Genomic DNA, 13,029 nt, shown 5'->3' on the forward strand with positions numbered 1-13,029 from the left:
GTAATTTGTTTTAGAAACACAAAGTTACAAAAGGGTCAAACGAACAAGTGGTAAAAGTATGTTAAGTTTACTTTCGGTAAAAATTGTTGTGATCCACATATTCCCAAACGTTGTGTGGCAATAATGGACGGATATTTTTTTTGTTTTTGATACCGTCTCGAATAAATGTAGAAGAAATTTCTACGATAGGCGCGTCGATTTTGTGAATGCGCGGATTGTCTTTAAGTTCCAAATTCTCTGGTTCATTCGAAATTCTTGGGTAAATATAGATGTCGTGATGTTGTAAAATATACTCGTAGTTTTTCCACTTGTGAAACGATTTCAGATTGTCTTCGCCCATGATTAAAGAGAACTCATGTTGCGGATATTTTTCCATCAAATGCGCTAAAGTATTTACGGTATAATTCGGTTGCGGCAATTTGAATTCGATGTCGGAAGGCTTGATTTTCGGATACTCTTCTGTAGCCAATCTGACCAAATGCAAACGCTGATAATCATCCAACAAAGTATTCTTTTGCTTTAGCGGGTTGTGTGGCGTGACAACCATCCAAATTTGCTCTAAATCCGAATGCTCAGCCAAATGATTGGCAATAATCAAATGCCCAACATGAATAGGGTTAAAGGTGCCGAAATACAATCCGATTTTCATAATAATAGGCAATAGGCAATAGGCAACAGGCAATAGTAAACTAATTACTTTTGGCTAGTGTCTATTGGCTCATTTTACAAATTCTTTTACCAACTCATAAGCTTCTGCTTTCGCGACATCTAAATCATAATTCTTAATTATCGTGTCAAATTGTGGTGCTGTTGCTAATTCTACGTGAGCTTTTGCAATACGCATGTTGATTTTTTCATCGGTTTCTGTAGAACGCTCTTTTAATCTTCGTTTTAGTTCGTCAACGCTTGGCGGTTTTACGAAAACGGCTAAGGTTTCCTGGGGAAATTTGTGTTTAATCCGCAATCCGCCGGCCACATCGATGTCAAAAATTACGTTTTTCCCTTTGGCCCAAATGCGTTCCACTTCACTTTTTAAAGTTCCATAAAAATTATCGCGGTACACTTCTTCCCATTCGATAAAATCTTCGGCTTTGATGTGTTTTTTGAACTCTTCAATGGTGATGAAATAGTAATCCTTACCATGTACTTCTTCGCCACGTGGTTCACGGGTCGCTGCCGAAATCGAAAATTCTAAATTCAACTCCGGTTGTGCCAATAAATGTCTTACTATGGTGGTTTTTCCCGAACCGGATGGCGCTGAGAATACTAATAATTTTCCTTTGTTCATTGTTGTTGAATTGCTTCTTTATTCCCTTTTTTTCGAAAATTATAAATTGAAATAAATAATATTATAATTGTTATAAATCCTATTCCGACAAGATTTGTCGTAATCCAAATTCCAATATCATGAAAACCAGGAAACAAACTACTAACGATTTTCTCTGAAAGAAAGAAGATGAAAATTGAAATAGTTAAAATCCAAATCAGAAAATATTTTATAGAATGTTTGAGCATTTACAAAACATTTAAAACCTGTTCCTTAATCTTCTCCAATTCATCTTTCATCATCACAACCAATTTCTGCATTTCGGAATGGTTGGATTTAGAACCCATGGTATTGATTTCTCTGCCCATTTCCTGAGTAATAAAACCCAATTTTCTTCCGTTGGCTTCGGTTCCGGCTAGGGTTTCTATGAAATAGTTTAAGTGGTTTTCCAAACGCACTTTCTCTTCAGTGATGTCGTATTTTTCGAGATAAAAAATCAATTCTTGTTCGAAACGATTCTCGTCTACATTTTCTTTTAATTCATCTAAAGCCGTTCTCAACCTTGTTTTAACCGTTTCCACTCTTTCGGCATCATAGGCCACGGCATTGTTCATTAAAGTCATAATATTGGCAATGCGATGCAAAAACTCTTTTTCCAAAGAAACACCTTCGTCTTTTCGGAATTGGGCAATATTTTCTAAAGCTTCGTCAATCACTGTTTGGATTTTCTTCCATTCGTTTTCGTCGATTTCGTCGCGCTCTGTTTTCAACGCATCGGGCATTCTGACGGCCATTTTCATCAATTCGGTTTCATCGGCATTTGGTATTACGGCTTTCATTTGGTTGATATACCCTTTGACAATAGGCACATTAATTTTAGAAGATGTTTCTTCGCCGGTAACCTCAACATATAATGAAAAATCAATTTTTCCGCGCTCTAATCGTTGCGAAAGTTGGTTGCGCAATCCCAATTCCATTTCTCTGAAAACAGAAGGCATGCGCGTGTTTAAATCCAAACCTTTGCTGTTAAGCGATTTGATTTCAACGGTAATTTTTTTGGTTGGTAATTGCAAACTAGCTTTTCCAAAACCGGTCATCGATTGTATCATAAATTCTGTAAAATGTTCTCAAAGATAAATAAAATCGTTGGTGGTTGAAAGTTATTGGTTGATGGTTTTCTTTTGCAAAACCAAATAAACGCCAACAAATATCAAAACCGCCGACAACACCTTAACCCAAGTCAGTTGGTCTTTGCCTAAACTCATGGCAAAAATGGTAGCGAAAAGCGGTTGCAGATAAATAAAAACGGCAACCGTGGTTGGCTTTAATTCTCGCATGGAAACCAAGTTGAATAAGTATGTGAAAAATGTTGTAAAGACAACTACAAAACCTATTTCCCACATAATTACTTCCGGAATGGTTTGCCATTGAACTTCCTGACATTCGCTCCAGCCAAAAGGAATCACCATTAACAAACCAAAACTATAAATCCATTTTACGAAAGTGAAAGCGTTGTATTTGTCCATTAATTTTTTAACTACTATGAGGTAAAAACCATAGGAAACGGCATTGATAAAAACTAGAAAATTGCCCAACATTGCATTGGTGGCATTGCCCATCGATTTTCCGTAAAGAATTAAAAAGCCTGTGCCAAAAAGTCCAAGCAGAATTCCGAAAATCTTTCGGGTTTCCATGCGTTCTTTCATGATGATGGCGGATAAAATCAGTACAATAATAGGTGTTGTCACCATAATTACCGAAGCAGAAATAGGCGACGTATAATTCAATCCTTTAAAGAACGTGAGCATGTTCAAAGCCACGCCAAAGAAAGCAGCAGCAATAATTCGAGGGAAATCGTTGCGTTGGATTTTTTCTTTTGGACCAAAAAAAGAAACCAACCAAAACAAAATCGTAGCGCCAAAAACCCGTAATAAAATAAATCCGAAAGGTTTGATGTAAGTAGGCATAACGTCTTTGGCAATCGTAAACGAAACGCCGTAAATGAGCGAAACCATCATTGCTGCCAATAAGGCCCAAGTGCGCTTACTCATTCGACAAAAAATCGATGGCTTGTTGAACCACTTTCGGGCTGTTACCCACAAATATTTTGCCATCGGCAATGATTACCGGACGTGACAGGAAAGTGTAATGTTCCAAAATATATCTTTTGAAATCGGCTTCGGTAAGTTTTTCGTCTTTTAAACCCATTTCTTTATAAAGAGTTGCTCTTTTGCTGAAAATCACTTCATAACTGCCCGCCAATTGTTGCATTTCTTCGACTTGCTTAACGGTCATCGGTTCGGTTTTGATGTCTTGCAGTTGAAAAGTTTCCAGTTTTGGTAGTGATTTTAAGATGCGTTGACACGTGCTACACGTTTTGAGATGGTATATTTTTCGCATGATGATGGCTTAAAATTTATCTAACAAAAATACGTTGTTATGGTTTTGGATTTGTGTAATTTTATCAAAAATTTAAACAATTATGGATACCGCATTTAAAATATGGGAAACCAACAGAAAGCATTATCTCCAACTTATCGAAAGCTATTCTTTGGAACAACTAAACAAAATTCCTAAAGGGTTCAGCAATAATCTGGTTTGGAATTTAGGACATATCATCGTGGCGCAACAAGGTTTGGTGTACCGTCTTTCGGGATTGCCTGTCAATGTCAGTGACGAAATGAACGAAAAATACAGAAACGGTTCCAGACCATCCGGAACCACGACACAAGCCGAAGTAGACGAACTAAAAACACTTCTTTTTTCCCTAATGGAAAAAACCAAAGCAGATTATGCCGCCGGAAAGTTTACCTCTTATAACGAATATACTACCGGAACCGGATTTCATTTGGCCTCAACTCAGGAAGCCATTGAATTCAACAATTATCACGAAGGGTTGCATTTTGGTTTTATGATGAATATCCGAAAGTTTATATAACGTTAAACCCGCTTTTGCATCTGAAAAAATAAAATACCTTTGCCAAAATTTTTATACAATGAAGTTCAACACCAAAGTCATACATGGAAATCAACACCATGAAGAAGTTACCGGAGCAGTTATGCCGCCGGTTTTTCAAACCTCAACATATGCTCAAACTTCACCCGGAAAACCCGTAGGTGATTATGAATATTCTCGAGCAGCCAATCCAACGCGTCAAGCTTTAGAAGATGCTTTAGCCAGTATCGAGAATGGCGCTCGTGGCTTGGCTTTCGCTTCAGGATTAGCCGCAACCGATTGTTTGCTTAGAATGTTCAAGTCCGGTGACGAAATCATCGCTATGGACGATTTATATGGTGGAACTTACCGATTGTTTACGCGTTTGTACAACAACAGCGGTATCAAATTCCATTTTGTGGACATGAATGATATGGCGAAGTTTCAATCATTGATTAACGAAAATACTAAATTGGTTTGGGTAGAAACGCCTACCAATCCGTTGATGAAATTGGCTGATATCGCTGAGATTGCCAAAATCACCAAAAAACACAACATCCTTTTCGCAGTAGACAATACTTTTGCAACGCCTTATTTACAAAAACCATTGGATTTAGGTGCTGATATTGTAATGCATTCAGCCACGAAATATTTGGGCGGGCACAGTGATGTGATAGCCGGTGCTTTGATTATCAAAGACGCAGCTTTAGGGGATGAATTGCACTTTAAACAGTTTGCCACCGGTGGTACTTTAGGCCCAATGGACAGTTTCTTGGTTTTAAGAGGAATCAAAACCCTTCATTTACGAGTGCAAAGACATTGCGAAAACGGAGAAAAAGTAGCCAACTTTTTAGCCAATCATCCTGATGTAGATAAAGTTTTCTACCCCGGATTGCCAGATCATCCGTTTCATGACATTGCCAAAAAACAAATGAGCGGTTTTGGCGGTATGGTATCTTTTACCTTTAAATCAGGAAAAAAAGAAGACGCTATTTCTTTCTTAGAAAAATTAAAAGTTTTCACTTTAGCCGAATCACTTGGAGGTGTGGAATCTTTGGCCAATCATCCGGCTTTAATGACACATGCTTCGATTCCGGAAGACAAACGAAAAGAAATTGGTATCACTGATGACTTGGTTAGATTGAGTACCGGTGTTGAAGACATTGATGATTTATTGGCTGACATTGAACAAGCTTTTAGATAATTTAAGCTTACTTAACCAACTGTAAAAAGCCGGAGGAAAAAACCTCTGGCTTTTTTGTAAACTTAATTTTATTGAAAAATGGAATTATAAGAAAAATTATATTTTTTATTAATTTTTGTGTATTTCGTCGATTATTATTGTCTTTTGACGGTTATTAAATTTTATTTATCTATGTTTATCTTGTATAATTTAATAATTGACCCCATGAAAACAATTAACCTAAAAAGTACTTTCAAAGTATTTCTTTTCTTATTCATGCTATGTAGTACCAACGCTTTTTCATTCACAAAACTACCGAATGAGGCGAGTTCAAGTGGTCATGAATCGAGATTTGGTTCCACAAGCAAAGTGGCAAAAGTATCAAAAAAACCAACCGCGGCTTACTCTAAACCAACCAGATGTATTGCCATGCAGTCTAAAAGCAAAAAATGCTTTAAGAAGTAAATCTGCACTTAATGGCAACTAAAAAGATTACTATTATTAAATAGCAAATGTCGCCATAAGGCTATTAAAAAAAGAGCCGATTCATTAAGCTGAATCGGCTCTTTTTTATGTCAATTTGTATCAGAACCCATAATTTACACCAATTCCAATGACTTGACGCGTTTGAAATCCTCGGTAAGCGTTGTCGTCATAAATGGTTTGAAAGGCAAAATTAGTTGTCAAGTATTTATTGACTTTCATTACGATATTTAGTGTATAATCTATATCAACATTATAAACATCTTCCAAATAATTAGTGTAAGAGTTAAAAATATTTTCGGCACTAACATTTTCCATGATATTGAACTTGTAATAAGCATTGACAGCGGCTCCAAATTCATAACGAGAAGATTCTCCCATGCGCACCCCAAAAGCCGGACCAAGTTCAGTAAAATGCTTATGTACCATGATTATTTTGGAAGTTGCCGGCGCAACGTTGATTTTTAGATTATCATTCTTTTTCCACATCATACCGGGACCGAATTGGGTGTAAGATGGGGATAAAAAGTGAGATATTTTAATAGTGTTATTGGCAGGATCAAAACCGGAATCAAATTGTGTTTTAAAATTGAAAAAGAAAGAGTAGTACCATTCACCCGAAGCTTTTTTGCCTAAAAGAGAATTGAATTCAAAGCGGTCATCCGTTTTTCTCAAGTCTTGTCCGTTGATTTTGGTCAAACCATAATTGGCGTTGAGTTTGTTGTCCCATGTCCACGTATCGCTCTTGTAGTTTAGGTCATATTTAATTCCTGTATTCCCAGAGATACTGCTTTGGCCACCGGCTAACCAGTTATTAAAGCTTGCCTGGTTTAACAAGACGGTAGCGACTCCTTTTTTTTCCCAACCGTTGGGTTTTTCTTCCTGGATTTTGGCAATGGTTTCTTCGGTTTTCTTTAATAATTCTTTTTCACTTACCTGAGAAAACCCTTTGTTTATTGATAAAAAGAATAGCGTAGCTAATAAAACTCTTTTCATTTTAAGATTTTTAAAATTTTGAGGCAAAGGTAAGAATACATTTTGCCATTTCAAATCTGACTATTTACCTTTTTTGTACAACGGAACAGCCGAACAGGCTTCGCCATACATAATACTTTTGGCAATGGGTTGGAGTTTTTGAACCGCCATAATGTAAGCGCTTTCCGGAACCGGTTTTTTAGAACAACCTTTGATGATAACCGGTTTGTCTTGGTAAAGAGAATAATCAAGTGTTGGCAGAATCTCTTGGTATAAAGCCGTTTCCAGGTCAACTAGATTACCGCTGACCACTTTTTCAGCAAAAGGCGCTACATAAGTTGTAACCAAAATTGTAGCCCAAGCCGGTACAATAGCATCGGTTGAACAATGAATGGCTACAAAATGGTTTTGGTATTGCGACCAATCGTGGTTTTTCAACGCTTCTCGAAAGTCTTTTTCTTTCAATAAAAAACCCTCCAAAAGCCATTGGGAAATGTCTATTTGAGTTCGAATGCCTTTGGGATAATAATCTTCCAAATCGAATACTTCGAGCACAGAATTGGCCACTCTGTTGATGATTTCGTCCATTGTTATAATGTTCAGTGTTCAGTATTGAGTATTCAGCGACATTACTGCCGACTGCTACTGCTTATTGAATACTAATTTTAAAGCATTCCCAGTTCTAATTTGGCTTCTTCACTCATTAAATCTTTGCTCCAAGGCGGATCGAAGGTGATTTCCACTTCACAAGCTTTAACGGTGTCTATTTTTTTGATTTTTTCTTCTACTTCACGAGGTAAAGTCTCGGCTACGGGACAATTTGGTGAAGTTAATGTCATCAAAACTTTTACTTCGTTGTCTTCGTTAATCATCACATCGTAGATTAAGCCTAATTCATAGATGTCGACAGGAATTTCGGGATCATAAATGCCTTTGAGCACTTTGACTACATTTTCGCCTAAATTGATATCGTCTTTAAATTCTTCCATAGTTTTTTAATTTTTAGCATTGAATGCCAAAGCATACATTTTTAATTTTTTAATCATAGAGACCAAACCGTTGGCGCGTGTTGGCGACAAGTGTTCTTTTAAACCAATCTCATCAATAAAATCAGTGTTGGCGTCCAAAATATCCGAAGCTTTTTGATTGGAAAAGGCACGAATTAGAATCGCAATAATACCTTTGGTTAAAATCGCATCGCTATCGGCGGTGAAGACTACTTTATCACCTTGTTGTTCGGCATGCACCCAAACTTTTGATTGGCAACCGGTGATGATGTTTTCTTCGGTTTTATATTGTTCCTCAATTAACGGTAATGCTTTTCCTAGGTCGATTATGTATTCATAACGTTGCATCCAATCGTCAAACATGGAAAATTCTTCAACGATTTCCTCTTGTATTTCTTTTATGGTCATTATTCTTTTTCTTTGGCCAAAGCTACTATTTTATTGACTAATTTTTCTATTTCCTTAGGCGGAAAACCGTGGTCAAAATCGGTGGTTACATAATCTTGGTTTTGATAGCGTATTTTTACATTCGCAATCGCTGCACCGTCATAAAATCGTTTTTGAGTTGGGTCTTTTAACTTCGGAATTTCCTCCAAATTAATTTTGGCGAAAGCAGACACTAACTCCTTCCAATCAGCATCCGAAATCTTAATTTCTTCCGGCAAAGCACCTTCATTTCGGTCTCTTGAAATGGTTGCTTTTTGATTGATGATGACAATTTTTTGGTAAAACCCACGAGTATTCGCTGTGTATTGAATCGTGGTGTTGGTCAAATCGTTTTGCGCTTCATTGGTACAACTTTTTCCGAGGAAAATCGTTAGTAAAATCATGGTAATTGTTTTCATCTGTCTTTGTTTTTAAGATAACATCGCTTTAGCTTTTTTTACCGCTTCGACCATGGTGTCTATTTCTTCTTTGGTATTGTAAAAAGCAAAACTCGCTCTTATGGTTCCCGGAATGTTGAAATAATCCATAATCGGCTGGGCGCAATGATGTCCGGTGCGCACCGCTATACCAAGCTTATCGATAATTGTGCCAATGTCATACGGATGAATGCCATCGATGTTAAACGAAATTACGGAAGTTTTTGCTGCCGCGGTACCGAAAATTTTCAATCCTTCGATTTCCAGTAATTTTTCGGTGGCATATTCCAGTAATTCGTGTTCGTATTTTGCGATGTTGTCAAAACCAATTTGATTCAAATAATCAATCGCGGTTCCGAGTACTATTCCGTCTGCAATATTGGGCGTTCCGGCTTCAAATTTGTGTGGTAAGTCGGCATAAGTCGTTTTTTCGAAAGTGACTGTGGCAATCATTTCACCGCCGCCTTGGTATGGTGGTAATTTGCGCAACCATTCTTCTTTTCCATAAAGGATTCCGATGCCGGTTGGACCACAAATTTTATGTCCGGAAAACACATAAAAATCACAATCTAAAGCTTGAACATCCGGTTTTAGATGCGGTGTAGCCTGCGCGCCATCGATTAAAATCGCTGCTCCAACTTCATGTGCTTTGTCAATCATGTATTGGATTGGGTTGATGGTACCCAAAGCATTTGAAATATGATTTACCGTTACGATTTTGGTTTTGTTTGAAAGTAATTTATCATATTCCGACATCATCAATTCGCCTTTTTCATTCATCGGAATGACTTTTAAAGTCGCGCCGGTTCTTTCGCATAACATTTGCCAAGGCACAATGTTGCTGTGGTGTTCTAAGGCGGAAACCAAAACCTCATCACTTGGTTTTAAAAAGGCCGCAAAACCGTTGGCAACGGCATTAATCCCGTGAGTGGTTCCCGAAGTAAAAATGATTTCGTGTGCGTGTTTGGCGTTGATATGATTTTGAATTTTACCACGAGAAACTTCATACGCATCTGTCGCTAATTGGCTCAAGGTATGCACACCGCGGTGAATGTTGGCATTAATTTCTTGGTAATATTGGGATATCGCATCGATAACCACTTGTGGTTTTTGCGAAGTTGCGCCGTTATCAAAATAGACGAGTGGTTTGCCATTGACTTTTTGGGAAAGTATCGGAAAATCAGCTCTGATTTTTTGGATGTCTAACATGGTATTATTTAGAAAAATTCTAAATACAAAAGTAGAAAAATTGAAGTGGAAAAAGCCACGAATTCACGAATATTTATGATTTGTTATCGGATTATTTTTGAACCACAAAAGGCACAAGAGTTTTCAAAAGACACAAAGGTTTTGTGCCTTTGTTATCTTTGTTTCTTTTGTGGTTAACTCATATTCAAACAATGTTTTATTTTTATAAATTGCTTCAAAATTAATTTCCATGAAAAAATTTCTCAAAATCTTTGCTGTTGTTCTACTGATTGTCTTCGTTTATCTGCGGATTGAAATCTATCCGCAACTCGATTTGATATCGGGTTTTTCGGCCAAGAGTGTGGCTTCCGGACATTTTATTGATGGCAGAAGTTTAGAAACCATTCAGAAAGGCGACAATGACATCGACAAAGTCGATTGGGCGACCAATGCAATAGATGAAAACGGAAAGTTTGCCATATCCAAAGTCTATGGTTTAAAAACCCGCAAAGCCATTTACCGTGAAGGTTTGGGCGTCACTTTAATCAATGATGATTTTGATGTTGACAAGCCTTATAACGTTCCTAAGCGAACTGTTTTAAAAAACGATTTGCCTTATCCTTACGGGAATAACAACCCGGTTGATACCACTTTTGCCAATATTGATTACAACAAACTGCAGAAAGCGGTGGAAAGTGTGTTTGACAAAGAAGATCAAAAAACCAAGCGAACCCGTTCTGTTGTTGTATTGTACAAAGGGTATTTAGTGGGCGAAAAATATGCGCCGGGTTTTACCGAAACTTCTAAAATTTTGGGTTGGTCAATGACCAAAAGTTTGACGGCTACGTATTTCGGAATATTGCAAAAACAAGGCAAAATCGACATCATGAAACCGGCTCCGATTGCAGAATGGCAAAATGACGAACGCAAAAATATCACGATAAATGATTTGTTGCACATGAACTCCGGTTTAGAATGGGAAGAAGATTACGGTAAGATTTCCGATGTGACTAAAATGCTCTTTATTTCAGAAGACATGACACAACCGCAAATTGACAAACCTTTGGTGGGCAAACCGAATAATTCCTGGAATTACTCCTCGGGAACGACCAATTTATTGTCCGGAATATTGAGAAAGCAATTCAAAACACACCAGGAATACTTAGATTTTTGGTACAGCAGCTTATTGGACAAAATCGGTATGAACTCGGCTTTAGTGGAAGTTGATATGGCCGGGAATTTTGTGGGTTCGTCTTATGGTTGGGCCACAACGCGTGATTGGGCGAAGTTTGGATTGCTTTATTTGAACGAAGGAAAATGGAATGGCGAACAATTATTTGATGCGAGTTGGGCCAAATACGTTGCCACGCCTACGAATGGTTCTAACGGACAATATGGTGCTCATTTTTGGTTAAACGCCGGTGGCAAATATCCTGATGTGCCGAGAGATTTATACCATTGCAGCGGTTACCAAGGGCAAATGGTGTTCATCATTCCGTCAATGGATTTAGTGGTAGTGCGTATGGGATTGAATGAAGGTTTGGATTATAATGCTTTTTTGAGGGATATTATTGAGAGTTTGGAGAAAGACAACAAGAACTAAAAAGGCTAATCCTTTAGCCCCGATTGTAATGAAAATAAAAAAGGCTTCCTGATTGGGAAGCCTTTTTTATTGTAGTGAAAGCGGTAACCTGCCTACCGGCAGGCAGGCACGGACACCAAAAATGCCCAAGCCGTTCGCTTCTAATTTTTATAAATCAAACCCTAAATTCACGCCCAATTTCATGGCGATGATTTTGGTAATGCGTTTTTTTAATTCCGGGATTTTGATGCTTTCGATGACTTCGTTGGAGAATGCGTACATCAACAAGGCTTTCGCTTCTTTTTTAGGAATCCCGCGTTGTTGCATGTAGAACATGGCCGTTTCGTCTAATTGTCCGATAGTACAACCGTGCGAACATTTTACGTCATCGGCAAAGATTTCCAATTGCGGTTTAGCGTTGATGGTTGCTTTATCGCCCAATAAAATGTTGTTGTTTTGTTGGAACGCATCGGTTTTTTGGGCTTCTTTTTCCACGTAGATTTTACCGTTGAAAACACCTGTTGAACTTCCTGCCAAGATGGTTTTGTAATTCTGGTGGCTTTCGCAGTTTGGTGTCGCATGATTTACTAAAGTGTAATGATCAACATGTTGTTTGTCGCCAATGATGGTAATGCCTTTTAAAGTTGAATCGATTCTTTCGCCAAAATGGTAGAAATTCAGGTTGTTTCTGGTGATGTTGCCACCAAAAGAAAAGGTGTGCACCGAAACCCTGCTTTCTTGTTTTTGGGAAATATAAGTGTTGTCAATCAGGTTAGCTGATTGCAAGTCGTTTTGAATTTTATAGTAATCAACGATGGCGCGTTTTTGGGCGAAAATCTCTGTAACTGAATTCGTCAGCACAGGATTTTCGTTTAAACTTTGGTGTCTTTCAATGATTTGAACGTGGGCATTTTCACCAACGATGACTAAATTTCTTGGTTGTAACATCAAAGCGTCTTCTTGCCCTGTCGAAAAATAAATGATTTCAATGGGTTTCTCCACCACTTTGCTTTTCGGAATGTTGATGTAGGCACCTTCATTGGCAAAAGCCGTATTCAAAGACGTCAAACTTTCCTCTTTGCTCGCAATTTTATTGAAATACTCATCAATAATCATTTTGTATTTCGGCTTGTTTAAGGCCGATGACATTAAGCAAACATCCAACCCATCATGCGTAGTCGCCGATAAAAATGAAGTGAATTTTCCATCCACAAAAATCACTTTGTGGGTGTCGATTTCGTGTAAAAAATATTTTTTTACCTCAGCAAATTCAATTGCATTTTCGTGCTTCGGGAATACCGAATAGTCATTTTTTAAGATGGCAGACAGCGAAGTATATTTCCAAGCTTCCTCTTTTTTGGTTGGGAAACCTTTGTTTTCAAAGTTTTTTATGGCTGAAGTACGCACGTCATGCAATTCCGAATGAACATCAATATGTTCTTCGAAAGCCATGAAGGAAGAGATTAATTTTTCTTTTAATTCCATATTTTTTGTTGTCGGTTGTCAGTTGTCAGTAGTCGGTTAATTTTTTAACGGAGAACAGATA

General features: G+C 37.7%; 15 protein-coding genes. 3 read left to right on the top strand and 12 right to left on the bottom strand.

Annotated features, from left to right (window positions below; translation table 11 throughout):
* Positions 1-67: 67 nt before the first annotated feature.
* From nadD to HA632_RS07915, 5 genes are all read right to left on the bottom strand, one after another.
* Entirely contained in the window at positions 68-649 is a 582-nt protein-coding gene (gene nadD, locus HA632_RS07895) for a nicotinate (nicotinamide) nucleotide adenylyltransferase (protein ID WP_176306649.1), read from the bottom strand.
* Between the two features lie 69 nt (positions 650-718).
* Positions 719-1,288 carry a guanylate kinase gene (gmk, locus tag HA632_RS07900; RefSeq protein WP_176306650.1) on the bottom strand — a complete coding sequence of 190 codons (570 nt, stop codon included), beginning with the start codon at positions 1,286-1,288 and terminating at the stop codon, positions 719-721.
* Between the two features lie 227 nt (positions 1,289-1,515).
* Positions 1,516-2,376, bottom strand: a complete 861-nt coding sequence (locus tag HA632_RS07905) for a YicC/YloC family endoribonuclease (RefSeq protein WP_176306651.1) — start codon at positions 2,374-2,376, stop codon at positions 1,516-1,518.
* A 51-nt stretch (positions 2,377-2,427) separates the two neighbouring features.
* On the bottom strand, positions 2,428-3,318 hold the full coding sequence (locus HA632_RS07910; RefSeq protein ID WP_176306652.1) for a DMT family transporter: 891 nt from the start codon (positions 3,316-3,318) through the stop codon (positions 2,428-2,430).
* Positions 3,311-3,667, bottom strand: a complete 357-nt coding sequence (locus HA632_RS07915; RefSeq protein WP_176306653.1) for an arsenate reductase family protein — start codon at positions 3,665-3,667, stop codon at positions 3,311-3,313. Before HA632_RS07915 ends, HA632_RS07910 begins: the two co-directional genes overlap by 8 nt.
* Positions 3,668-3,749: 82 nt before the next feature.
* Between HA632_RS07915 and HA632_RS07920 the strand changes: the two genes are divergently transcribed.
* Both HA632_RS07920 and HA632_RS07925 read left to right on the top strand, forming a co-directional pair.
* Positions 3,750-4,205, top strand: coding sequence for a DinB family protein (locus HA632_RS07920; RefSeq protein WP_176306654.1), 456 nt, complete (start codon positions 3,750-3,752; stop codon positions 4,203-4,205).
* Positions 4,206-4,263: 58 nt separating this feature from the next.
* Entirely contained in the window at positions 4,264-5,406 is a 1,143-nt protein-coding gene (locus HA632_RS07925) for a cystathionine gamma-synthase (protein ID WP_176306655.1), read from the top strand.
* Positions 5,407-5,970: 564 nt separating this feature from the next.
* Here the strand turns inward: HA632_RS07925 and HA632_RS07930 are convergent.
* From HA632_RS07930 to HA632_RS07955, 6 genes are all read right to left on the bottom strand, one after another.
* A complete protein-coding gene (locus tag HA632_RS07930; RefSeq protein ID WP_176306656.1) occupies positions 5,971-6,864 on the bottom strand; it encodes a DUF3078 domain-containing protein in 894 nt (297 codons plus the stop codon).
* A 60-nt stretch (positions 6,865-6,924) separates the two neighbouring features.
* The gene (locus HA632_RS07935) at positions 6,925-7,431 is read right to left on the bottom strand and encodes a DUF2480 family protein (RefSeq protein WP_176306657.1); all 507 of its coding nucleotides are present in this window, start codon (positions 7,429-7,431) and stop codon (positions 6,925-6,927) included.
* Positions 7,432-7,508: 77 nt separating this feature from the next.
* Positions 7,509-7,832: an SUF system Fe-S cluster assembly protein gene (locus tag HA632_RS07940; protein ID WP_162126866.1), complete on the bottom strand. Its 324-nt coding sequence runs from the start codon at positions 7,830-7,832 to the stop codon at positions 7,509-7,511.
* Positions 7,833-7,838: 6 nt separating this feature from the next.
* Positions 7,839-8,258, bottom strand: a complete 420-nt coding sequence (locus tag HA632_RS07945; RefSeq protein ID WP_176306658.1) for a SufE family protein — start codon at positions 8,256-8,258, stop codon at positions 7,839-7,841.
* Positions 8,258-8,695, bottom strand: a complete 438-nt coding sequence (locus HA632_RS07950; RefSeq protein ID WP_176306659.1) for a hypothetical protein — start codon at positions 8,693-8,695, stop codon at positions 8,258-8,260. The genes HA632_RS07945 and HA632_RS07950 overlap by 1 nt, the downstream gene beginning before the upstream one ends.
* A gap of 12 nt (positions 8,696-8,707) precedes the next feature.
* Entirely contained in the window at positions 8,708-9,922 is a 1,215-nt protein-coding gene (locus HA632_RS07955) for an aminotransferase class V-fold PLP-dependent enzyme (protein WP_176306660.1), read from the bottom strand.
* Positions 9,923-10,151: 229 nt separating this feature from the next.
* On the opposite strand from HA632_RS07955, the gene HA632_RS07960 reads away from it, so the two are divergent.
* The gene (locus HA632_RS07960; protein WP_176306661.1) at positions 10,152-11,504 is read left to right on the top strand and encodes a serine hydrolase; all 1,353 of its coding nucleotides are present in this window, start codon (positions 10,152-10,154) and stop codon (positions 11,502-11,504) included.
* Positions 11,505-11,651: 147 nt separating this feature from the next.
* Here HA632_RS07960 and sufD read toward each other — a convergent pair whose 3' ends face one another.
* Positions 11,652-12,968: a Fe-S cluster assembly protein SufD gene (gene sufD, locus HA632_RS07965; RefSeq protein ID WP_176306662.1), complete on the bottom strand. Its 1,317-nt coding sequence runs from the start codon at positions 12,966-12,968 to the stop codon at positions 11,652-11,654.
* Between the last annotated feature and the right edge of the window lie 61 nt (positions 12,969-13,029).

Origin of the sequence: Flavobacterium sp. J49, assembly GCF_011742145.1 — a bacterium.
Classification (GTDB): domain Bacteria; phylum Bacteroidota; class Bacteroidia; order Flavobacteriales; family Flavobacteriaceae; genus Flavobacterium.